Origin of the sequence: Streptomyces sp. NPDC058464, assembly GCF_042721035.1 — a bacterium.
Taxonomy (GTDB): domain Bacteria; phylum Actinomycetota; class Actinomycetes; order Streptomycetales; family Streptomycetaceae; genus Streptomyces.
Map to the genome: position 1 here is coordinate 88,809 of NZ_JBHXMA010000020.1, position 22,161 is coordinate 110,969.

The following is a 22,161-nucleotide window of genomic DNA, read 5'->3' on the forward strand; positions in this document are numbered from 1 at the left end:
GGTTTCAGTCTCGTCCCGTTGTTGAACCCACGTCAAGTAAAGTGCGGACATGGTCCCGAACCAGGGTGAGCGCAGCCGCCGCAGGCTCAGCACCGCGGCCCGCCGTGAGCAGCTCCTCTCGGTCGGGGCCAGGCTCTTCTCCGAGAGCCCGTACGACGACGTGTGGATCGAGCAGGTCGCGGAGATCGCGGGTGTCTCCCGAGGTCTGCTGTACCACTATTTTCCGACGAAACGTGATTTCTTCGCAGCGGTCGTGGAGCGGGAGAGCGAGCGGATGCTGCGGATGACGGCGGCCGAGCCCGGGGTGCCCGCCCGTGAACAGCTCACCGCGGGCCTCGATATCTACCTCGACTACGTCCACACCCACGCGCACGGCTTCCGGGCCTTCCATCGTGCGGAGGCCTCCGGCGACCAGGCCGTGCGTCGCGTCTACCGGCAGGCCCAGGCCGCCCAGGAGCGCCAGATCCTCGCCACCCTCGCCGCCGACCCCGAGTTCGGCCCCGCCCTCGGGCAGCGCCCCGACACCAGGCTCGCGGTGCGCGGCTGGCTCGCCTTCACCACCCACGTCTGCCTGGAGTGGCTGCGCACCGAGGAACTGACGCGGGAACAGGTGCGGGACCTGTGCGCGCGGGCCCTGCTGGGCGTCATCTCCTGACCGCCCCGGCTCCCTTCCTCACCCTGTTCTTCACCTGTGTGACGCGCTCCGCGCTTGGCGTACTCCCCGATCTTCGATAAGTTAGGTGAGCCTTACCTAAGGAGGATGCGGGATGGGTGACGAACAGGCAGCCTGGGCGGCCGGACCCGGTGCGGCGGAGCAGGCCCGGTCCCTGCTGGCCGTCGCATGGTCGTGCATGGTGACCGCGGACGGCGGACGCGAGGAGTACGTCGGCGCGCACGCCGTCGCCGACGACGGCCGGGTGCTGCTGCACGTGCCCGAGGACAGCGCCCTGCTCACGGCCGCGATCTGCGCCCCGCGCGGTGAGCCGTCCGCGGTGCTGGAGTTCGCCGACGTGGCGCCCGTCCCGGTGCGGGGCCGGATCCGGGCCCGGCTCTGGATGGCCGGCTGGTTCGCCCCCGTCGACGAGCACCTCGTCTTCCACCCCACCCGAGTGGTGCTGCGCCGGCCCTCCGGCGCGGTGGTCGTCGACCTCGACGAGTTCGCCGCAGCGCAACCGGACCCGCTGGCCGGCGCCGAGGCCAAACTGCTGACCCACCTGGCCGACTCCCACCCGGACGCCGTCGAGCGGCTCACCCGGCTCGTCGAACCCGAGAGCCTGCACGCCGCGACCCGCGTCCAGCCCCTCGCCGTGGACCGGCACGGACTGACCCTGCGCATCGAACGCACCCGCGCCCACGGCGACGTACGGCTCGCCTTCCACGCGCCCGCCGACGACATCGCCCAGCTCACCGAGCGCATGCACGTGCTGCTGGCCCAGGCGAGCGCGGCCGCCTCCTGCCCGCGGACGCTACAGCGGCAGCGCGCAGACGGCGACCGGTGACGCGAACGGCTCGCCCGCGAGCCGGAGTTCACCACTGTCCGGGTCGACGGTGAAGACGCTCACGGTGCCGGACCGCTGGTTGGCCGCGAACAGCAGCCGGCCGTCGGGGGAGAAGGCGATCTGACGGGGGAAGTCCCCGTGCACCGGCACCGTGTCCAGCAGCCGCAGCCGGGCCCCGTCGGCCTCGACCGCGTACCGTGCGAGCGTGTTGTCGCCCCGGTTGGCCAGATAGGCGTAGGAGCCGTCCGCGGTGACCAGGAACTGGGCCGGGTAGTTGGTGGTGCCGGCCGTGCTGCCGGAGGACTGCGGCGCGCCGATCGTCAGCCGGCCGGTGGCCGGGTCGTAGGCGCAGACCGCGACCGTGTCGCCCACCTCGTCGGCCAGGTACGCGTGGCGTCCGCCGGGGTGGAAGGTCAGATGGCGGGGGCCCGCCCCCGGCTTCGTGTGCGCCTGGGCGACCTCGGTGAGCGTGCCCCGCGCGGGATCGAGGCGGTAGCTGTAGACCGTGTCGGTGCCCAGGTCCACGGCGAGGACATGGCCGCCGTCCGGGCTGGTGATGAACTGGTGGGCGTGCGGGCCCTGCTGGCCGGGCCCGGGCGCCGGACTGGAGTGCGTCACCAGGGCCGTGCGCTCGCCGAGGGCGCCGGTGGCGTCGATCGGGTGCACGGCCACACTGCCCGAGGTGTAGTCGGCGCTCAGCAGCCAGCGGCCGGTGGGATGGACCGAGAGGTGGCAGGGGCCCGCCCCGCCCGTGCTCCTGCTGCCCAGGATCCTGCGGTCCGCCAGGCGTACGGCGGTCACGCTCCCGTCCGCGCGCTCGTTCACCGCGTACAGCGTGCGGCCGTCCGGGTGGACGGCCAGGTACGACGGGTCGGCGACCCCCGTGATCGTGCCGGTGCCGGTGATCCGGCCGGTCGCCGGGTCGTAGGTGGCGAGGCCGATACCGGTGCCGCCGCCGTCCACGGAGGTGTACGTGCCGAGGTAGAGCGGGCGGAGAGCCGAGGGGGTCTTCGCCGGGGTGGTGGCAGCCGGGCGCGCCGCCGGGGCCGACCGCTCCGCGGGCGGTGCCGCCGAGGGCGGGGCTGCCGGGGCCGGGACCGCGACCACCGCGGCCGCGCCCGCCAGCGCACCGACGAACCGGCGCCTGCTCCAGCCGCCGCGCGTCCCTTCCGTACCACTGCCCATGCCACGCACCTCAGGTCGTGAATCACCCGGACCTGACACACCTTGACGTGAACCGAGGGGCCGACGCAAGAAAAGCAATGACCGTTGCAACCAGTGCAACGGATTGCTACCAGTCGCCGTCCTCCACCGGCTCGCCCGCCGCGTCCTTCAGGGGGACCACCTGCCCCGGGGACGGCTGCTGCCAGGGCTCCAGGTCGTCGCCGAGCCAGTCGCCGACCGGCTTGACCGACTCCAGGGCGTCCGTGGGAGCGAGATCCCGGGCGTCCTGGTCGTAGTAGTCGTACCAGGGCAGCCCCGCGCGGGTGTACGCCGCCCGGTCCACCGGCGACGGCGGGGGCGCCTCGCCCGTGATGCGGTGCCACTGCGGGGGCGTGACCAGGTGCACGAAGACGCGCCCGGCCGGGGTCTCGGCCCAGTCCCGCAGCGGCCGGTCGTCCTCGTACACCTCCTGGCGCATCGAGCCGCCGACGCCGAGGCCCATCCCGGCCGACCTGGCGGCAGGGGCCGCGCCGGGAGCCGGGGCGGGGAGGGCGGACATCATCGGCAGGGCCGCGCCGAGGCCGCCGCCGGCCGGTCCGGACCCGCGGGTGCGCTCGCGTCGCAGCCGCTCCTGCCGCAGCCGCTCCTGGCGCCGCCACTCGGCGAGCGGGCCGTCCGCGAGCGTGAAGGCCTGGAGCTGCACCCCGCCCCACACCTCCTCGCCGGTGACCTGCCCCTCCACCGTCGCACCCAGCCCGAGCGGCACCGCCACGAACTGGCGGACCGTGCCCTTTCCGGAGTTGATGCCGTCCAGCCACGGTTGCCGGGGGAGGACCAGGTAGTTCTGCGGCTTCCGGGACAGCCGGTCGCGCCACGGCTCGCCGGACACCGCGCACACCTTGCCGACACCGACCTGGAGCGCGGCCGGCTCCGTCGTGCCCGCGAAGCTCAGCCACATCGCCTCGCGCAGGTACACCGGCAGCATCACCCCGCCCCGCGCCCGCCACTCGGCCGGAACCGTGTCCGGGTAGTCGCCCACCCGCCGGACCGGGAACTCGCCGAGCCCCGGCGGCAGCGGATGCGTGCCCGTCTCCGGCAGCCGCAGCGTGCGCACGAACCGCACCGCCACCCCGCCCGGCAGCCGCAGTGTGTTCCCGTCGATCCGTACCGCCGCGTCCGTCATCGGCGTTCCCCTTTCCCCGTCCCGGAGGGAGAACGCACCGCACCACCGGCCCGGTTCCGCCGCAGTCGCTCCGGTACGCCCACCCGCTCCCGCAGCCAGGTCAGCCGGGGCATCCTGGCGCGCTGCTCGCCGGACACCCGGTCCAGCTCCTCCAGCAGACGGCGCGTGCGGTGCTCGGTGTCCAGCTCGTCGAGGAGCCGGTTGACCTCGGTCAGGACGGCGCCGAGCAGCTGCCAGTTCCGGTCGTCGCGGCGGATCTCCTGCTGGAGCAGGTCGGCGAGCTTGTCGCGGGTGCCGCGAGCGGTGTGCAGCTCGGCGGCGAGCCGGGCCTCGGCCGACTCGGCGCTCTCGCTGATGCTGGTGGTCACCAGTACCGCGAAGCTGACCACGGCGTCGGCGATCTGGGACAGCAGCTGCTCGACGGCCACGCCCGCGTCCGGTGCGAACAGCGGTTCGGGTTCGCGGGCCTTGGCCAGGTCGGTGAAGGTCCGGGCCAGCACCCGCAGCACGACCGTGCAGATCTCCAGCGTGTCCAGGCCGGTGCGCAGCACCACCCGGTGCAGCAGGCCCTCCCTGACCCGCGGATTGAGCCGCAGGCTGTCCTCCGCCTGCCGCAGCGCCGCGTCCACCTCGACGATGGCGTGGTCCAGGCGGCGGGCCTCGTGCAGCCGGGCGGCGGCCTGCTGCCAGGGCATGATCTCCGCCGCCTCCTCGCCCATCCGCAGCATGAGCTGCCGCAGCCGGCGGGCCAGGCCCTCGATCGACTCGCCGGCCTCGTCCACCCACACCGGGGGCGGGAGCAGGAGGTTGCAGCCCATGCCGACGACCGCGCCGATCAGGGTCTCCACGATCCGCGCCCACGCGGTGCTGCTGATGGTGGTGACCCCGAGCACCAGCATGGCGCTGATCGCCACCTCGGGGATGTACTCGTCGACGCGGACCAGATGCCCCACCGCCAGTGAGGCCACGATCAGCAGGGCGAGACTCCACCAGGTCAGCCCCACCAACTGGCTGAAGGCGATGGCGACCAGCACACCGGCCACCACCGAGTTGACCCGGCGGAAGCCGTTGGTCAGGGTGGCGTACAGGGTCACCTGGACGACCAGCAGCGCGGTCAGCGGCGCGGTGAGCGGTGCCGGTTCCGGGCTCAGGTGGAGCGCGAGGACGTAGGCGATCGTGGCCGCGGTGGCCGACCGCAGCGTCTGGACGACCACCGGGTCCCGATGCCGTCGCAGCAGTCGCAGCAGCCCGTCGGCCCACTTCCGTACGTGTTGCATCCCTTGGCCTGTTCCCACTCGCGTGTCACGTCGAACGTATTGTCCACAGATCACTCGCGCGCGCTAGTGGCTGGTTGACCAGAGTTGATTACGGAGCGTCCGCCGAAGTGCCGGCGGAGTCGGGACGCGGCCCCGGAAACCGAACGCCGGGCCGACGCGTCTTCTGCACCCGAGGTGCCGAACGGTCGGGCAGGGCAGAAGGGTTGGGACATTGAACATCGGCGCGGTGCTGTGCACGGTGGCCGGCCTGGGGCTGTTCGTGGCCGCGGCGCACGAGGGCAGGGTGGTACACCGGCTGCGGCGGCACGGGGTGCAGACCTGGGGACTCGTCGTGGACAACGTGCGCACCACCGACAGCGACGGGCCGAAATGGGTCCCGGTCATCGCCTTCACGGACCGCCTGGGCTACCGGGTGGAGTTCTCGCCGCGGGTCCAGGGGTCCGGCATGGGGCTCGCGACGGGACGGCAGGTGGAGGTCGTCTACCTGGCCCAGAACCCGCAGGTCGCCCGGGTGCGCATGTGGCGGCACGTCGTGGGGCCGGTGGTGTTCCTGACTCTCGGCGCGCTGGTCTTCCTGGCGGTCGGAGTGCTCATCGCCGTCACGAGCTGACCCCGGGACGCGAAACGGCCGCGACCGGACCGACCGTGATCGGCTAGGGTCGGCCGGCACCGGACCGGCCACTGCCGGACGGGCCACAGGGGGGATCCGATGGACGTCACGGACGCCGGGGCGGCACGGAGCACGGCGGCGCTGCGCCACGTGGCCGCGCTGTCCTCGGGGCCGCCTCTCGACCCCGGCCTGCGCATCACTCTGAACTTCCACCCCGACCGGCTCTCGGCCGGTCTGCCGATCCTGGAGGCGCTCGCCCGGGACGGCGCCTACCACTCCCAGTTCGTCACCGGCACCGGCAACGGCGGGCTCACCGCCCACCCCGGCGGCGACCGGTGGCGCTGGGAGAGCCGGATCTTCGGCGGAGCCTACGACGACGCCGACCCGCCCGAGCGGCTGGTGTACGGAGCGCTGGACTTCCGCCGCCAAGTGGTCGAGTGGCACCCCGGTTACCGGCTCACCGTGCCCGAGCTGCGCCGGCACGCCGCCTACCGGGGCCCGGAGTACGCCGAACTCGGTGCCCTGATCGCCGAGAAGGGCGTCGTCGACCCCCGGATCATCGGCGCCGCGGCCCGCACCGGCCGGTACAGGATCCAGGACCTCAAGATGGTCTGGCACACCCTGGCCCGCTTCGGCGCCCCGGCGGGCGCGGGCACGGCCTACTCCGCGGGCACGGCGGGCTCCGCGGGCAGGGCCTGCTCCGCCGGGGCCGGCGGCCAGACGCCCGGCTCGAGCACGCCCAAGGCGTAGGCGCGGGCCACCAGTTCGGTGCGGTTGGCCGCGTCCCAGCGGGCCGACAGACGGCGCAGATGGTAGGTGACGCCGTCCCTGGTCAGCCCCAGGTCGCGGGCGGCCCGCGCGGTGGTGGCGCCCCCGGCCAGCAGTGCCAGCACCCGCCCCTCGACCGGGGTGACCTGCGCGGGCCGTGCCGGCGGTGCCTCGTGCTCGCCGTCCACCCGCAACATCACCAGCAGCGACGGCGTCTCGCCCACCGCCTCGCTCACCGGGTCCGCGGTCAGCTCCCCGTACCGCTCGGTCCCGTCGGGCGCCCGCCACCGCACCGACACCTGGTAGCGCGAGCGGTGCCGCAGCCGCAGCGCCTCGGCGATCCGCTCCACCTGGGCCTCCTCCTGCGGGCCGAACAGCTCCAGCACATCCCGGCCGCGCAGCCGGCCCGGTGTCGTACCGCACTCGGTGGCCATCGCCGGGTTGGCCAGCACCACCAGCCCGTACACGTCGCAGACCGCGACCGGCACCGCCACCCGGTCGAACAGCGTCAGGGCACGATTGCGCCACACCACGCCGTCGAGCCCGCCCGCCTCCATGCCCACCGCCGCTCCTCTTCGCTCTCCCTCATCCGACTCATCCAAGGCGACCGTCGAGGCCAGGGGCAACTCCACCGGCACCGCGCAAGAGCGGGCGGACACTTTCGACTGCACGATCGTGTAGTGCGGCGGTGCCGGTCCGCACCCCCGGAAGACCACGCTGGATCACAGGACTTCCGTACCGCGAAAGGCAGTTGTCGCGCCATGCCCCCCACCGCGCTGCACCCCGTCACCGCACCCACCCCGCACGGCGTCCCCGTCGCCGACATCACCGCCACCGGCCCCGGCCGCACCCCCATCCAGCAGGTCATGGACCTGATGCGGGAGCACGGGCCGGTCCTCGTACGACGGCTGCACGGGCGGGACACCCTGTTCGTCGCCGACGCCGACCTGGTCGCCGACCTCGCCGACGAGCAGCGGTTCGCCAAGCATGTGGGACCCGCCCTGGAGAACGTCCGCGCCTTCGCCGCCGACGGGCTGTTCACCGCGTACAACGACGAGCCCAACTGGGCCAAGGCGCACGACATCCTCATGCCCGCCTTCGCCCTCGGCTCGATGCGCACCTACCACCCGGTGATGGTCAAGGTCGCCCGCCGGCTCATCGACTCCTGGGACCGGGCCGCCCGCGACGGCCGTCCGGTCGACGTGCCGGACGACATGACCCGGATGACCCTCGACACCATCGGCCTGGCCGGCTTCGGCTACGACTTCGGCTCCTTCGAGCGCGCCGAACCCCACCCCTTCGTCGAGTCCATGGTCCGCTGCCTGGAGTGGAGCATGACCCGCCTGGCCCGCCGGCCCGGCACCGACCACTCGGCGGCGGACGCGGCCTTCCGTGACGACGCCGACTACCTCGCCCGGGTCGTCGACGACGTCATCGCCTCCCGGACCGGCACCGACCAGAGCGCGGCCGGGGACCTCCTCGGCCTGATGCTCTCCGCCCGGCACCCCGGCGACGGCACCACCCTGGACCGCGCCAACATCCGCAACCAGGTCATCACCTTCCTCATCGCGGGCCACGAGACCACCTCCGGCGCGATGTCCTTCGCCCTGTACTACCTCGCCAAGCACCCGACCGCGCTCCAGCTGGTGCAGCGCGAGGCCGACGCGCTGTGGGGCGACACGCCCGACCCGGAGCCGACGTACGACGAGGTCGGCCGCCTGGCCTACACCCGGCAGGTGCTCAACGAGGCCCTGCGGCTGTGGCCGACCGCCGCCGCGTTCGGCCGGCACGCCCTGGACGACACCCTGCTCGGCGGCCGGATCCCGCTGCAGGCCGGACAGGCCGTCACCGTGCTCGCCCCGATGCTGCACCGCCAGCCCGTCTGGGGCGACAACCCCGAGCTGTTCGACCCCTCCCGGTTCACCCCGGAGGCGGAGGCGGCCCGCCCGGTGCACGCCTTCAAGCCCTTCGGTACCGGTGAACGCGCCTGCATCGGGCGGCAGTTCGCCCTCCTCGAGGCGACCATGCTGCTGGCCATGCTGGTGCACCGCTACCGGCCGCACGACCACGCGGACTACGCGCTCACCGTCAAGGAGACCCTCACCCTCAAGCCCGAGGGCTTCACCCTGACCCTCACCCCGCGCACCCCCGCCGACCGCGTCCACCGGCCCCTGCCCGGGGCGCCGACGACGGTCGAGCACGACCCGCACCCGACGGCCGCGCTCCCGGCCCGGGTCCGCACCGGCACCGGCGCCCTCCTCCTGCACGGCAGCAACTACGGCACCTGCCGGGGCTTCGCCGCCCGGCTCGCCGACGAGGCCGGCGACATCGGCTGCGCCACCGAGGTGGCGGCCCTCGACGCCTACGCCGGCGGTCTCCCCACCGACCGGCCCGTCGTCATCACCGCCGCCTCCTACAACGGCCGCCCCACCGACGACGCCACCGCCTTCGCCGCCTGGCTCGACGGCGCCCCCGACCTCACCGGCGTGACCTACGCCGTCCTCGGCGTCGGCGACCGCAACTGGGCCGCCACCTACCAGCACTTCCCGACCCGCGTCGACGCCCGCCTCGCCGAACTCGGCGCCACCCGCCTCGTCGACCGGGCCGCGGCCGACGCCTCCGGCGACCTCACCGGCACGGTCCGCGAGTTCACCGCCCGGCTGCGCACCGCCCTCCTCGAACACCACGGCGACCCCGACGCCACCCCGGCCGGAGCCGAACCCACCGCCGCGTACGAGGTCCGCACCCTGACCGGCGGCCCCCTCGACGCCCTCGCCGAGCGCCACGGACTCGTCCCCATGACGGTCACCGAGGCGTACGACCTCACCGCTCCCGACCACCCCCGCACCAAGCGCTTCCTGCGCGTGGCCCTGCCGGACGGCGTCACCTACCGCACCGCCGACCACCTCGCGGTGCTCCCCGCCAACGACCCCGCCCTCGTCACCCGGGCGGTCGCCGCCCTCGGCATCGACCCCGACGCCGTCCTCGACATCCGGGCCACCCGCCCGCGCCGCGACGGCCTCGCCGTCGACCGCCCGCTGACGGCACGTCAGCTCCTCACCCACCACGTCGAGTTGCAGGAGCGACCGAGCACCGACCAGCTCTCCCTGCTCGCCGACGCCAACCCCTGCCCGCCCGAGAAGGCCGCCCTCGCCGCCCTGCGCGACGACCCCCGCACCCTCGTCGAGATCATCGAGGACCACCCCGCCCTGCGCGGCGCCCTCGACTGGCCGCACCTCCTGGACCTGCTCACCCCGCTGAAGCCCCGGCACTACTCGATCTCCTCGTCCCCGGCCACCGACCCCCGCCACGCCGACCTGATGATCTCCCTGCTGGAGGCCCCCGCCCGCTCCGGCAAGGGCACCTACCGGGGCACCGGCTCCGGCCACCTGACCGCCCTGCGTCCCGGCGACACGGTCCACGCCCGCGTCCAGCCCTGCCGGGAGGCCTTCCGCATCGACGGCACCGCACCGGTCGTCATGATCGCCGCCGGCACCGGCCTGGCCCCCTTCCGGGGCGCCGTCGCCGACCGCAGGGCAGCGCTCGCGGCAGGCACCGAACTCCCGCCCGCCCTCTGCTACTTCGGCTGCGACGCAGCCGACGCCGACTACCTGCACGCCGAGGAGCTGCGAGCCGCCGAGAAGGCCGGCGCGGTCTCCCTCCGCCCCGCCTTCAGCGCCGCGGGCACCTTCGTCCAGCACCGCATCGCGGCCGAGGCCGACGAGGTGTGGGAGCTGCTGACCGCGGGCGCCCGGGTGTACGTGTGCGGCGACGGCGCCCGCATGGCACCAGGCGTACGGGAGGCGTTCCGCACGATGTTCCGTGACCGCATGCCCGAGGGAAATCCCGACGAATGGCTGAACTCCCTGGTGGCGGACGGCCGTTTTGTGGAGGATGTATACGCGGCGTCCTGATCGACGCCCGCCCGGCGCGCCCCGTAAGGGGCGCGGGGAACTGCGCGAGCAACCACGACGAACCTTTCGCCCGCGTACGATCTCCCCCACCACGGTGCGACCCGGCATCAACCCCTCCTTAGCTCACAGCGTGAACTAAGGGTTGGGAAAATATCGCTTCCGGCCCCCCGAAGGAGTATGTTGCAGGTCGGGCAGGGTTCGTGAAGGGAGCGGAGCCACATGGCGGGGCGGAACGGGCGCACGGTACGCGACCTCAGGAGGGCCAACCGCACGGCCGTACTGCAGCGACTCTACTTCGACGGCCCCCTCAGCCGCTTCGAGCTGGGCCCGGCGACGGGCCTCAGCTCCGGATCGGTGAGCAACGTGGTCGCGGACCTGGTGGCCGACGGCCTGGTCGAGGAGGCCGGCAGCGTCGACTCCGACGGCGGCCGCCCGCGCACCCTGCTGCGTGTCGCCCCGCACAGCGGTCACATGATCGGCGTGGACGTCGGCGAGACCCGGGTCCGGGTCGAGCTGTTCGACCTCAACCTGACCGAACTGGCCCGCGTCGAGCGGCCGTTGGAGCAGCAGGGCTACGACGTCGAGGTGATCGTCGGCCACATCCGGGACGGTATCGACGAGGTCCTCGCCATCGACGGAGGTTCGCCCGAGCTGCTGCTCGGCGTCGGTGTCGGCGTTCCCGGCATCATCGAGCACACCGAGGACCGGGGTGCCGTCGTGCACGGCCAGACCATCGGCTGGGACGCCGTCCCCCTGGAGGAGCTCCTCCGCTCCGGCTGCCGGCTCCCGGACTCCGTGCGGTACTTCATCGACAACGGCGCCAAGACCCTCGGCCAGGCCGAGATGTGGTTCGGCGCCGGGCGCGGCGCGGACAACGCGGTCGTGGTGCTGTTCGGCTCCGGCGTCGGCGCCTGCCTGGTCTCCGCCGAGGTGGAGCACGGCCGGGCCGTCGAATGGGGACATCTCACCGTACGGGTACGCGGCCGCCGCTGTCGTTGCGGCGCGCTCGGCTGCCTGGAGGCGTACGCCGGTGCCGAGTCGCTGCTCGCCCGCTGGCGGGAGGAGGGCGGCCGTCCGGCCGAGGGCCTCGACGAGGAGACCGCGCTCACCGCGATGCTCGCCGCCGCCTACCCGCCCGAGGGCAGCGAGCCCGACCCGGTCGCGCTCGCCGTCCTGGAGGAGACCGCCGAGTACCTGGGCGCCGGCCTCTCCGACCTGATCAACCTCTTCCAGCCCGAGCGGATCCTGATCGGCGGCTGGGCCGGGCTCCAGCTCGGCGCCCGGTTCCTGCCCGCCGTACGCCGGTATGCGACCACATACGCGCTGCGCCACCCCGCCGAGCAGGTCACCATCGACCTCGGCCGGCTGGGCCCGGACGCGGTCACCGTCGGCGCCGCGATCCTGCCCCTCGCCGACTTCTTCAGCCGCGGCGGCCGCCGCGCGGAACCGGCGACCGAGGACCGGCTCCCCGCGTGGCGCACGGCCCTGGAGGAGCGCAGCCCGCGCTGACCCGCGTGTTTCGCCGCGTGCGGGCGAGGTACTCGCCTGACGCTCGGAACGACGCGAGGGGAGTGTGCCGTGGACGAGAAGCAGGGCGGCAAGCCGGTCCCCAGGGACCTGCCGGACCAGCAGGCCGGGTCCGGCCGGGACCCCTGGGAGGCGGCGGAGATCCGCCCGCCGCAGGACCGCGACGAGGACCTCCCCGACCCCGACGAGGCCGGCGCGGGCCCCCGGGGTGCACCGCGCTCGGGGGCGGTGCACCCCGAGGACCCGGTGCCCGACGAGCCGTCGGCCTGAGCACGGCTCAGGCGAACGCGTCGACGCCCGTCAGCTCCGCCGACAGGTCCCACAGCCGGGCGGCCTGCTCCGGGTCGACCGCCCAGGCCTTAACCCCGGTCGGCTCGCCCTCCGTGGCGGGCTCGGCGATGTCGCAGTCCTCCAGGTACACCCCGCCCATGCCGTCCAGCTGCGGGGAGGTGGCCGCCCAGGTCTGGGTGGCCGCACCCTGCTCCGGCGTCTTCAGGCCCGCGACCTCCAGCAGGTTCCCCTGCTCGTCCACCCAGCCGCGCTCGATCTTCTCCGCGAGGGGGATGTGCCGCTGCAGCGGGGTCATGATGCCGCCGGGGTGCAGTGCGAAGGCCCGCACGCCGGAGTCCCGGCCGAGCCGGTCGAGGTGCACGGCGAACAGCACGTTCGCCGTCTTGGCCTGGCCGTACGCCTCCCACTTGTCGTAGCCGTGCCGCCACTGGACGTCGTCCCAGCGCATCCCGGAGAAGTGGTGGGCACGCGAGGAGACCGACACGACCCGCGCGCCGCCGGGCTCGACGGCCGGCCAGAGCCGGTTGACCAGGGCGAAGTGCCCGAGGTGGTTGGTGGCGAACTGGGCCTCCCAGCCGGGCCCGACCCGGGTCTCCGGGCAGGCCATGATCCCCGCGCTGTCGATCATGAAGTCGACGGTCCGGCCGGAGGCCAGGAACCGCTCGGCGAAGCCGCGCACGCTCTCCAGGTCGCCGAGGTCCAGCTCGTCCACCTCGACCCCGTCGAGGCCTGCCAGCGCCTCGCGGGCGGCCTCGACGCGCCGTGCGGGGACGACGACGCGGGCGCCCGCCTCGGTGAGGGCCCTGGTGGTCTCCAGGCCCAGCCCGGAGTAGCCGCCGGTGACGATCGCGAGCCGGCCGCCGAGGTCGAGGCCCGCCAGGACCTCGTCGGCCGTGCTGCCCGCGCCGAAACCGGAACCGATCTTGTGCTGAGATGTCGTAGCGCTCATGACTCGAACGCTACGAATTGGAGTGCTCTCGAAGTCAAGCGGACCTCCGCGGCCGTCCCGAACGGTTGCGCACGGATGGTCGCGAACGGTCCCGGACAGCGGAAAGCCCCGGTCGCGACGGGGGATTCGCGGCCGGGGCGGCCAGGTGGTGGGCACGGATGGCGGTCGCCTCTCGGCGAAAGGCTCCACAGGGCTTCAGCCGAACGATCGTCCCTGTGGGCGAATGGTGAGGCCCGGGGACACTGTCCCATCCGCACCCACGGCTGGTTCAACGGACAACCACTCCGGGGTGTTCCGAGCCTGTGAGTGATGCGCGTCACCTCATCCCCAAGTGTATGCAAACGTCCGGGCAAATCCCCGGCCGACGGCCCCCGGATGGCCGGGCGGAGCGACTCAAACCGGTCACTTCCGCCCGGACGGATCTACCCTCGATTGCATGACCGAGATAGCGAGCCCGTTCATCTCCCAGCCACGGATCCTGGTGCTCGGGGTCATGCCCGGCAAGCCCGGCACCCCGCCCTTCCGCATCGTGGAGATCGACGGCGAGGTGGTCTGCCAGGCGCGCACCATCACGGATGTGCTGGAGGTCGCCGCGTCCTACGGCATCAAGGTCCACGACCTGGACGACCCGAACGTGGTCTGCTGGGTGGGCGGGGACAAGTTCACCTGGACGCCCCGCCCGGCGCGCCGCTAGCCCGCGGCACGCCCTGTCCTCAGCCGACCGTCCACTTCTGGTTGGCGCCGCCCGTGCAGGTCCAGATCTGCAGCCGGGTGCCGTTGGCCGAGTTGTTGCCCGTGACGTCCAGGCACTTGTTCGCCTGTGGGTTCACGATGTCGTTCGCCGTCGAGACGGCCCACTTCTGGGCGGCGGTGCCGTTGCAGTCGTAGAGCTGGACCGTCGTGCCGTCCGCCGTGCCGCCGCTGGTGACGTCCAGGCACTTGCCCAGGGCGCGGACGGTGCCGTCGCTGCCGACCGTCCACTGCTGCGCGGCGGTGCCGTTGCAGTCGTAGAGGTCGACGGGCGTGCCGTTGGCGGTGTTCGCCCCGGCCACGTCCACGCACTTGCCGGCCAGACCCTTGATCGCGACCCCGGTCGCGCTGTCACTGGTGGTCACCGACACCGAGTCCACGACCAGCTGCGCCGGGAAGGAGGTCGAGCTGTTCGGGTCGCCCGGCCAGTCGCCGCCCACGGCCAGGTTGAGGATCAGGAAGAACGGCTTGTTGAAGGCCCAGGTGTTGCTGCCCACGTCGGCGGGGGTGCGCGTCTGGTAGACCACGCCGTCGACCGACCACTTGATCGAGTTGGGCGCCCAGTCGACGGCGAACGTGTGGAAGGCGTCCGCGAAGGCCTGCCCGTTCGACAGCGAGTAGGCGGCGCCTATCCCGTTGGAGCCGGAGTAGCCGGGGCCGTGGATGGTGCCGTGGATGGTGGAGGGCTCGTAGCCGACGTTCTCCATGACGTCGATCTCACCGGAGTTCGGCCAGCCGACCGACCCGATGTCCGTGCCGAGCATCCAGAACGCCGGCCACATGCCCTGCCCGCGCGGGATCTTCATCCGGGCCTCGACGTGTCCGTACTGCGCGCTGAACTTCCCGGAGGTGTTCATCCGTGCCGAGGTGTACTGGCAGGTGCCGTACCAGCACTGGTAGTTGGCGGGGTTCTCCTTCTTGGCCGCGATGACCAGGTGACCCTGGCCGTCGAGGGCCGCGTTGTTGGTGCCGGAGGTGTAGTACTCCCGCTCGTGGTTGTTGACGTTGTCACCGGTCTCCAGCGTCCACTTCGAGGAGTTGACCGCCGAACCGGCGGCCCCGTCGAAGGTGTCGGAGAAGGTGACGGCGTCCGCGCTCGCGTCGGCGGCTGCGGCCCGGTGTGCGGGACCGACCGCGACGGACCCGACCAGCGCGGCGGACAGCGCGGCGAACAGGCATCTGCGGAGCAGTCGTGGCGAGGCCATGGCGCTCCCTTCCGTACGGCGGCCGGGCGCGAGGAGGCGTCCGGCCGGGGTGGGGGGTAAGGGTGATGCCTGTTGATTTAAGGAGTGAGATAAGTGGCCCGTCAATACTTTGGTACGGACCAGTACAGGACGATCTGATGGCTGGTTCCGGCCGACCGGCCCGCCGTCACGCCTTCCGCTTGCGGGCGTGCACCGCGCGGCCCAGCCGCCGGCCCAGCAGCAGCCAACCGACCAGCGCCCCCGTGGTGTTGAGGATGACGTCGTCCACGTCGAACGCCCGGCCGGTGACCAGCGCGCCCTGCGCCATCTCCACCAGCAGCATCACGATCGCGGTGAGCAGCAGCACCCGCAGGACGCCCCGGGCGCCGGGCGCGAGGACCGGCACGAGGATCCCGAAGGGGACGCCGAGCAGGACGTTCCCGCCGATCTGTTTCACGGCGTCACGGAACGCGGGCTGGTCCAGGTAGATCCTGAGGGTGGCGCCGGGGTGCAGATTGGTGTGGGCGATGGACACCGACGCGGGGGACGGGTCGAGCGTCAGCTGGGCCAGTACGACGGCGAACGCCACCATGGCGACGAAGGCGCACGTCATGGCCAGCAGCCGCAGCGGGAGAGGCAGCGGCCGGCGCTCGACACCGCCGGGCTTCGCGGTGGGCTTGGTGGAGGGCTTGGTGGAGGCTTTGGTCGCGGCCTTGCCGGGAGGCTTTCCGGGGCCGGGCGCCTTGCCGGTGGTGCCCTTCTTGGCAGCGCTCTTCCTGACGGCGCCCGCGGTCTTGCCGGTACCTGCGGTCTTGCCGGCGCCTCCGGGCTTTGTGGCGCCTGCGGGCTTTGTGGCGCCTGCGGGCTTTGTGGCGCCGCCCTTCTTCGCGGTGGCCCCGGGTGCGGTGGGGCGGGCCTTGATCAGTCGTGCGGCCTTGGTGAACAGCCCGGCGCCCCGGCCGGTGCCCTCGTCCTTCTTCGTCCCCTCGTTCGGGTCGCCCTTGGTGGTGCGCGGGCGCGAGGCGGCGCTGGCCATGAGGTCCTCCACTCGTCAATTCGGCGGCGTGGTAACGCTGTTACCCGCCGAGCGCCGGGAGATGCCGACCTCTTTGCCGACACCCGCGCCCGGCAGGTCGGGCGACGGGAAGGCAGCGGACCCCGGTCGCGCTCCGCCGGAGAGCGACCGGGGTCCTGCCGGGCTGTCACCCGGTGTCGATCAGACCGTCCCGTAGGACACGTGCACCTCCGTGAAGCCGAGGGAGTGCAGCAGGCCCTCCAGCATGTCGGTGGTGTTGGTCTCGGCGCGGGTGGTCAGCCCGCTGTCCTTGGCCGCGGCCGAGATGTGCTTCACCGCCAGCTTCTGCACCGCCTGCTCGCTGTTCGGGTTGTCCGAGAACAGGTCGCCGATCCGGTCGAGCAGACCGCGCTGCTTGGAGACGGCGTACGAGTGGTCGGCGTCGAGGGTGGCCTTGCCCAGCTGCGCGTGCGGCAGCCGGATGGTGGCCTCGGTCCGGTCGTCGTTGACCGTCACGTCCTTCTGGGCGATCTTGCCGAGGTCGACATAGGAGTCGACGGTGCCCGCGCCGACGTACAGGGTGCGGGTGCCGCGGATCGCGCTGGGCAGGTACTTGGCGTCCTTCTCCAGGTCCACGACGACCTGGAAGTTGCCGGAGGCCGCGTCGTAACGGCTCATGTCCTGGATGGACTTGAGCAGCGCCGGGCCGGTGTTGTCGCGGGTCTCCGTGCCGAACAGGTCCTTGATCCCCGGCAGCACCGCCAGTTTTATCCCGGCGAACAGCACCACGAGCACCAGCACCAACCCGGTGACCAGCTTCGCCCAGCCGGGCATGCGCCGGGGCCGGGCCGTGACGGGAGCCTCCTGTGTGGAGCTCGCCTTGCTCTCCTTGGTGGAACTCGCCATGTGACGGTCCTCCTTTCCAACGACACGAATGCCCGCCAAAAGCCTTGTCAGACCGTGTTGTCGGCGGATTGAGACAGCTGAGGCGGGACTGATACATGCGATGCCTCAGCGCGATCTTCGCGTCTTCTCCGTCCGGGGGAACGGTCAGGCCCGGGCGGCCAGTTCCGCGATCCGGCGCGCCGACACCGAACCCGGATCCGCGGTGACGAGGACGACCTCCTGGTCGTCCTCCGGCACCAGCAGGACGTCGCAGTTCAGCCGCAGGCGTCCCAGCTCCGGATGGTCGAGGACCTTGGTGCGATGTCCCGGGGCATGCACCGGATGGGTGGCCCAGACCTGCCGGAACTCCTCGCTCTCCGCGCGCAACTCGTCCAGCAGGGCGTTGAGTTGCGCGTCGTGCGGATAGCGCGTGATGGCCCGCCGGAGCCGGGCCGCCACGATGTGCGCGAACTCCTCGGCACTGGAGCTCTGGTGCATTCGTCCCCGGCCCAGGAAGCGCCGCCGTGCCAGGTTGGTCGTGCCGTGTCCCAGGTCGCCGCCGAACAGCAGCTGGGCGAGGGGGTTCCAGGCCACCACGCCATAGGCCGCGTCGGTGACGATCGCGGCGGTGCCGGGGAGCCGCTCCAGCATCCGGGCCACGTGCGGTCGCACCTGCCGTACCGCCGCGCCGCCGGGCGGTGGCGCGGCCGCCCCGGCCAGCCGGAAGAGGTGGCTGCGCTCGGCGGGGGCCAGACGCAGCGCCCCGGCCAGGGCGTCCAGGACGCGCGGGGAGGGGCGGGGGCCGCGGGCCTGCTCCAGGCGGACGTAGTAGTCGACGGACATGTGGGCCAGCTCGGCGACCTCCTCGCGGCGCAGCCCGGGCGTGCGGCGGTCGGTGCCGGGCGGCAGCCCCACCGTCTGCGGGCGCAGCCCCGCCCGGCGCTCACGCAGGAAGCGGGCCAGTTCCTGCCTCGCCATGCCGTCGTCGCCTCCTCGGTCCGCCTGGTACAGGTGGTCCCTGGCAGGGCGGACGCGGCCGGGGGACCGTGGCTGTCATGAACGATCGCACAGCACTCGTCACCGGTGCCGACAAGGGCATCGGCTTCCATGTCGCCAGGCTCCTCGCCGAGCAGGGTTTCCAGGTCCACGTCGGTTCCCGGGTGGCCGAGCGCGGCGAGCGGGCCGTGGCGGAGATCGGCGGGGGCGCGCGGCTCCTCGTACTGGACGTCACCGATCCCGGCGGCATCGAGCGGGCCGCCGCCTCCGTCGACCACCTCGACGTCCTGGTCAACAACGCGGGAGTCCAGCCGGTGACCGGCACCCCGTCCGAAACCGGCGTCGAGGGTCTCCGGCAGACCTACGAGACCAATGTCTTCGGCGTCGTCGCGGTCACCAACGCCTTCCTGCCGGCCCTGCGCCGCTCCGCCCACCCGCGCGTCGTGAACGTCTCCAGCGGCACCGCGTCCCTCACCTGGAGCACCGGACCGAATCCGCAGTTCACCGAGGGTGTCCCCAGGTCCGCCGCCTACCGCTCCGCCAAGGCCGCGCTGAACGCGCTGACCGTCCTGTACGCCCAGGAGCTGGCCGGGGACGGGATCAAGGTGAACGCCCTCGCCCCCGGGCGGCGCGCCACCGACCTGGTGCCCGGTGCCGCCGTCGGGGGCGGCGATCCGGCCGAGGGTGCGTGGGGTGCCGTACGGCTGGCGCTGCTGCCCGACGAGGGGCCCACCGGCGGGTTCTTCTCCTGGGACGGCACACCCGTGCCGTGGTGAGAGCCGCGTGGTCCGTAGCATGAGCCCGTAGCCCGTATTGATCATGCGAGGAGCGGATCGTGCGAGACATCGCCGTCTTCAGCGGCAGCGCCCACCCCCAGCTGTCCGAGGAGGTCTGCGCGCACCTCGGGGTGCCGCTCAGCCCGACCCGGGTCAGCCGGTTCGCCAACGACTGCCTGGAGGTTCAGCTCCAGGCCAACTGCCGGGAGCGGGACGTCTTCCTGATCCAGCCCCTGGTCCGGCCGGTGCAGGAGCACCTGGTGGAGCTGCTGCTGATGTGCGACGCGGCCCGTGGCGCCTCCGCCGGCCGGATCACCGTCGTCATGCCGCACTACTCCTACGCCCGCTCCGACAAGAAGGACGCCCCGCGCATCTCGCTCGGCGGCCGCCTCGTCGCCGACCTGCTGGTGGCCGCCGGCGCGAGCCGGGTCCTCGCCATGACCCTGCACGCCCCGCAGGTGCACGGCTTCTTCTCGGTGCCGGTCGACCATCTGCACGCGCTGCGCGAGCTGGCGGCGCACTTCCGGCGGTACGACCTGTCGCGCACCACCGTCGTCTCGCCCGACCTCGGCAACGCCAAGGAGGCCGCCGCCTTCGCCCGGCTGATCGGCGCCCAGGTGGCGGCCGGCGCCAAGCAGCGGTATCCGGACGACCGGGTCACCATCAGCTCGGTGATCGGCGATGTGGCCGACCGGGACGTCATCGTGCTCGACGACGAGATCGCCAAGGGCAGCACGGTCATCGAACTGCTGGAGCGGCTGAGGGAGTTGGGGCCGCGTTCGATCCGGATCGCCTGCACGCACGGGCTGTTCGCGGCCGGGGCGCTCAAGCGGCTGAGCTCGCAGCCCGACGTGCTGGAGATCGTCTGCACCAACACCGTGCCGGTGCCCGCCGAGGAGCACACCGACAAGCTGCGGATCCTGTCCATCGCCCCGGCACTGGCGGAGGCCGTACGCCGTATTCACAACGGTGAGTCCGTGAGCGCCCTGTTCGACGAGCCGCGCAACCTCTAGACAGGAAGGAGGAGTTGTAGCGCTGAACCGCGCTCGGTGGCACCGACGCGGACGGGAGGCCCCCAGTGGCGAAGGCCAGGTTCGAGCGGACGAAACCACATGTGAACATCGGCACCATCGGGCACATCGACCACGGCAAGACCACACTCACCGCGGCCATCACCAAGGTGCTGCACGACAAGTTCCCCCAGCTCAACCCCTTCACGCCGTTCGACCAGATCGACAAGGCGCCCGAGGAGCGGCAGCGCGGCATCACCATCTCCATCGCGCACGTCGAGTACCAGACCGAGCGCCGGCACTACGCGCACGTCGACTGTCCCGGCCACGCCGACTACATCAAGAACATGATCACCGGGGCCGCCCAGATGGACGGGGCGATCCTGGTGGTCGCCGCCACCGACGGGCCGATGCCGCAGACCAAGGAACACGTGCTGCTGGCCCGCCAGGTGGGCGTGCCGTACATCGTCGTCGCGCTCAACAAGACCGACATGGTCGACGACGAGGAGATCCTGGAACTGGTGGAGCTGGAGGTGCGCGAGCTGCTCACCGAGTACGAGTTCCCCGGCGACGACATCCCGGTGGTCAAGGTCTCCGCGCTCAGGGCCCTGGAGGGGGATCCCCGGTGGACCGCGGCCCTGCTCGAACTCCTCGACGCCGTCGACGAGTTCGTGCCCGAGCCGGTGCGGGACGTGGACCGGCCGTTCCTGATGCCGATCGAGGACGTCTTCACCATCACCGGCCGGGGGACCGTCGTCACCGGCCGGATCGAGCGCGGTGTGCTGCGGGTCAACAGCGAGGTCGAGATCATCGGCATCCACCCGCAGAAGACGCGGACCACGGTCACCGGCGTGGAGATGTTCCGCAAGCTGCTCGACGAGGGCCGGGCCGGGGAGAACGTCGGACTGCTGCTGCGCGGGGTGAAACGGGACGACGTCGAGCGCGGCCAGGTCGTCATCAAACCCGGAACGGTCACCCCGCACACGGAGTTCGAGGCCCGCGCCTACATCCTCTCCAAGGACGAGGGCGGCCGGCACACCCCGTTCTTCGAGAACTACCGCCCCCAGTTCTACTTCCGCACCACCGACGTGACCGGGGTGGTCACCCTGCCTCCGGGCTCCGAGATGGTGATGCCGGGCGACAACACCACGATGCACGTCCAGCTGATCCAGCCGATCGCGATGGAGGAGGGCCTGAAGTTCGCGATCCGCGAGGGCGGGCGGACCGTCGGCGCAGGTCAGGTGACGAGGATCATCACCTAGCCGATCCGGGAGCGATCAGGGTGGCAACGGTGTCATAAGGTGCCGGACGTGGCCTCGGGCTGGCCCAGGGCCGCGTCCAGCGTCGCCCTGGGCGGCAGCAGCCGCGACAGTCCGGTCACCTTCAGCACGCGCAGGGTCAGCGGGTGCGCGCAGACCAGCTGGAGCTGTCCGCCGCGCTCCAGCACCCTGCTGCGCGCGCGGTAGAGCAGCCGCAGCCCCGAGCAGTCGAAGAACTCGACGTGCAGCAGGTCGATCACCACCCGGGCGTTCTCCCGGGCGGTCACCCGGTCCAGGTAGGGCATGATCTCCGTCGCCGCCGCGATGTCGATCTCGCCCCGCAGCTCCAGCACCGTGTGGCCGCGATCCTGGTGGACGCGCAGGTGCCGGGAGAGCGGCGCGGGATCCTGCCGGGGGTCCTGGCGCACGGCGACATCACCTCCCACCCCTGCCGGTTCAATTCCGTTCCCCGCCTTGCAAGTTACCCTCGATGGAGGGAATTTGAGCATGTTCGATTGACATATGTCTGCTGCTTCGGCTCGCCATTTTCTGTGGCGTGCGCGACAGTCGGGGAACGGGCACGTGAGAGCCCTGACGCACGGCTAGGACAGCGCGTGCCACGCCTTGCTCAGCGCCTGCCGGAACTGCTCCTCCTGATGTGCGGTGAGCTCGCGGACCATCCGCTCCTCCAACTCCCGCACCGGCCCGGCGACCCCGGCGAGCAGCTCGCGCGCGGCGTCGGTCAGCAGGATCAGCAGCTCCCGCCGGTTGCGCGGATTGCGCTCCCGCCGGATGAGCCCGCGCGTCTCCAGGGACCGTACGAGGTCGGCCATCGACTGCGCGGTGACGAACGAGTCCCGGGCCAGCTGGGCCGCAGACAGGCCGTCGTGGCGCTCCAGGACGGTCAGGGCCGTGTACTGCAGCGCGGTGATCCCGGCGGGCTTCACCAGCTCGTCGAGATGGGAGCGCACCACCAGCTCCACCTGCTTGACCATGTACAGCAGCGAGGGGCCTGTCTTTGTACCGACCATGCGTTCACCCTAGCCCATTGACAGGAATCCTGTCTGTAATCAGACTGCGGACCAGATGCTCGACCAACAGGAA

At 72.3% G+C, this 22,161-nt stretch carries 22 protein-coding genes; 11 read left to right on the forward strand and 11 right to left on the reverse strand.

Annotated features, from left to right (window positions below):
• Positions 1-49: 49 nt before the first annotated feature.
• Together ACFWPQ_RS25560 and ACFWPQ_RS25565 are read left to right on the forward strand one after the other, a co-directional pair.
• Positions 50-655, forward strand: a complete 606-nt coding sequence (locus tag ACFWPQ_RS25560; RefSeq protein WP_384039081.1) for a TetR/AcrR family transcriptional regulator — start codon at positions 50-52, stop codon at positions 653-655.
• A gap of 112 nt (positions 656-767) precedes the next feature.
• On the forward strand, positions 768-1,499 hold the full coding sequence (locus ACFWPQ_RS25565; protein WP_384039084.1) for a DUF2470 domain-containing protein: 732 nt from the start codon (positions 768-770) through the stop codon (positions 1,497-1,499).
• On the opposite strand, the gene ACFWPQ_RS25570 is transcribed toward ACFWPQ_RS25565, so the two are convergent.
• The 3 genes from ACFWPQ_RS25570 to ACFWPQ_RS25580 form a co-directional block, all read right to left on the reverse strand.
• Positions 1,467-2,684, reverse strand: coding sequence for a lactonase family protein (locus ACFWPQ_RS25570; RefSeq protein ID WP_384039087.1), 1,218 nt, complete (start codon positions 2,682-2,684; stop codon positions 1,467-1,469). The two genes, ACFWPQ_RS25565 and ACFWPQ_RS25570, sit on opposite strands and share 33 nt — an antisense overlap.
• 106 nt (positions 2,685-2,790) lie before the next feature.
• Complete coding sequence (locus ACFWPQ_RS25575; RefSeq protein ID WP_384039090.1) at positions 2,791-3,846, reverse strand: hypothetical protein; 1,056 nt, start codon at positions 3,844-3,846, stop codon at positions 2,791-2,793.
• A complete protein-coding gene (locus tag ACFWPQ_RS25580) occupies positions 3,843-5,123 on the reverse strand; it encodes an aromatic acid exporter family protein (RefSeq protein WP_384039093.1) in 1,281 nt (426 codons plus the stop codon). The genes ACFWPQ_RS25575 and ACFWPQ_RS25580 overlap by 4 nt, the downstream gene beginning before the upstream one ends.
• Positions 5,124-5,334: 211 nt before the next feature.
• Between ACFWPQ_RS25580 and ACFWPQ_RS25585 the strand changes: the two genes are divergently transcribed.
• Positions 5,335-5,733, forward strand: a complete 399-nt coding sequence (locus tag ACFWPQ_RS25585) for a DUF3592 domain-containing protein (RefSeq protein ID WP_384039096.1) — start codon at positions 5,335-5,337, stop codon at positions 5,731-5,733.
• 99 nt (positions 5,734-5,832) lie between these two features.
• Complete coding sequence (locus ACFWPQ_RS25590; RefSeq protein WP_384039100.1) at positions 5,833-6,483, forward strand: DUF3626 domain-containing protein; 651 nt, start codon at positions 5,833-5,835, stop codon at positions 6,481-6,483.
• Here the strand turns inward: ACFWPQ_RS25590 and ACFWPQ_RS25595 are convergent.
• Entirely contained in the window at positions 6,393-7,058 is a 666-nt protein-coding gene (locus tag ACFWPQ_RS25595) for a PAS domain S-box protein (RefSeq protein ID WP_384039362.1), read from the reverse strand. The genes ACFWPQ_RS25590 and ACFWPQ_RS25595 overlap by 91 nt on opposite strands.
• A gap of 204 nt (positions 7,059-7,262) precedes the next feature.
• On the opposite strand from ACFWPQ_RS25595, the gene ACFWPQ_RS25600 reads away from it, so the two are divergent.
• From ACFWPQ_RS25600 to ACFWPQ_RS25610, 3 genes are all read left to right on the forward strand, one after another.
• Positions 7,263-10,415 (forward strand): bifunctional cytochrome P450/NADPH--P450 reductase, encoded by a 3,153-nt coding sequence (locus tag ACFWPQ_RS25600; RefSeq protein WP_384039103.1) that lies wholly within the window; start codon positions 7,263-7,265, stop codon positions 10,413-10,415.
• A gap of 219 nt (positions 10,416-10,634) precedes the next feature.
• Positions 10,635-11,924 carry an ROK family protein gene (locus ACFWPQ_RS25605; RefSeq protein WP_384039106.1) on the forward strand — a complete coding sequence of 430 codons (1,290 nt, stop codon included), beginning with the start codon at positions 10,635-10,637 and terminating at the stop codon, positions 11,922-11,924.
• Positions 11,925-11,993: 69 nt separating this feature from the next.
• Positions 11,994-12,212: a hypothetical protein gene (locus ACFWPQ_RS25610; RefSeq protein ID WP_361291642.1), complete on the forward strand. Its 219-nt coding sequence runs from the start codon at positions 11,994-11,996 to the stop codon at positions 12,210-12,212.
• 7 nt (positions 12,213-12,219) lie between these two features.
• On the opposite strand, the gene ACFWPQ_RS25615 is transcribed toward ACFWPQ_RS25610, so the two are convergent.
• Positions 12,220-13,182 (reverse strand): SDR family NAD(P)-dependent oxidoreductase, encoded by a 963-nt coding sequence (locus ACFWPQ_RS25615; protein WP_384039110.1) that lies wholly within the window; start codon positions 13,180-13,182, stop codon positions 12,220-12,222.
• Between the two features lie 436 nt (positions 13,183-13,618).
• Between ACFWPQ_RS25615 and ACFWPQ_RS25620 the strand changes: the two genes are divergently transcribed.
• Positions 13,619-13,876 (forward strand): hypothetical protein, encoded by a 258-nt coding sequence (locus ACFWPQ_RS25620; protein WP_383707009.1) that lies wholly within the window; start codon positions 13,619-13,621, stop codon positions 13,874-13,876.
• 19 nt (positions 13,877-13,895) lie between these two features.
• Here the strand turns inward: ACFWPQ_RS25620 and ACFWPQ_RS25625 are convergent, their stop codons facing one another.
• The 4 genes from ACFWPQ_RS25625 to ACFWPQ_RS25640 form a co-directional block, all read right to left on the reverse strand.
• Positions 13,896-15,137, reverse strand: coding sequence for a ricin-type beta-trefoil lectin domain protein (locus tag ACFWPQ_RS25625; RefSeq protein WP_384039113.1), 1,242 nt, complete (start codon positions 15,135-15,137; stop codon positions 13,896-13,898).
• Between the two features lie 166 nt (positions 15,138-15,303).
• Positions 15,304-15,756, reverse strand: coding sequence for a VanZ family protein (locus tag ACFWPQ_RS25630; protein ID WP_384039365.1), 453 nt, complete (start codon positions 15,754-15,756; stop codon positions 15,304-15,306).
• A 576-nt stretch (positions 15,757-16,332) separates the two neighbouring features.
• A complete protein-coding gene (locus ACFWPQ_RS25635; protein ID WP_384039368.1) occupies positions 16,333-16,965 on the reverse strand; it encodes a DUF4230 domain-containing protein in 633 nt (210 codons plus the stop codon).
• A 216-nt stretch (positions 16,966-17,181) separates the two neighbouring features.
• A complete protein-coding gene (locus ACFWPQ_RS25640; RefSeq protein WP_384039116.1) occupies positions 17,182-17,994 on the reverse strand; it encodes a helix-turn-helix transcriptional regulator in 813 nt (270 codons plus the stop codon).
• A gap of 77 nt (positions 17,995-18,071) precedes the next feature.
• Between ACFWPQ_RS25640 and ACFWPQ_RS25645 the strand changes: the two genes are divergently transcribed.
• From ACFWPQ_RS25645 to tuf, 3 genes are all read left to right on the forward strand, one after another.
• On the forward strand, positions 18,072-18,788 hold the full coding sequence (locus ACFWPQ_RS25645) for an SDR family NAD(P)-dependent oxidoreductase (RefSeq protein WP_384039119.1): 717 nt from the start codon (positions 18,072-18,074) through the stop codon (positions 18,786-18,788).
• A gap of 59 nt (positions 18,789-18,847) precedes the next feature.
• Positions 18,848-19,801, forward strand: a complete 954-nt coding sequence (locus ACFWPQ_RS25650; protein ID WP_384039122.1) for a ribose-phosphate diphosphokinase — start codon at positions 18,848-18,850, stop codon at positions 19,799-19,801.
• Positions 19,802-19,866: 65 nt separating this feature from the next.
• Positions 19,867-21,060 carry an elongation factor Tu gene (tuf, locus tag ACFWPQ_RS25655; protein ID WP_384039125.1) on the forward strand — a complete coding sequence of 398 codons (1,194 nt, stop codon included), beginning with the start codon at positions 19,867-19,869 and terminating at the stop codon, positions 21,058-21,060.
• A 32-nt stretch (positions 21,061-21,092) separates the two neighbouring features.
• Here the strand turns inward: tuf and ACFWPQ_RS25660 are convergent, their stop codons facing one another.
• Together ACFWPQ_RS25660 and ACFWPQ_RS25665 are read right to left on the reverse strand one after the other, a co-directional pair.
• The gene (locus ACFWPQ_RS25660; protein WP_384039128.1) at positions 21,093-21,485 is read right to left on the reverse strand and encodes an anti-sigma factor antagonist; all 393 of its coding nucleotides are present in this window, start codon (positions 21,483-21,485) and stop codon (positions 21,093-21,095) included.
• Positions 21,486-21,659: 174 nt separating this feature from the next.
• The gene (locus ACFWPQ_RS25665; RefSeq protein WP_089103412.1) at positions 21,660-22,088 is read right to left on the reverse strand and encodes a MarR family winged helix-turn-helix transcriptional regulator; all 429 of its coding nucleotides are present in this window, start codon (positions 22,086-22,088) and stop codon (positions 21,660-21,662) included.
• Positions 22,089-22,161: the final 73 nt, after the last annotated feature.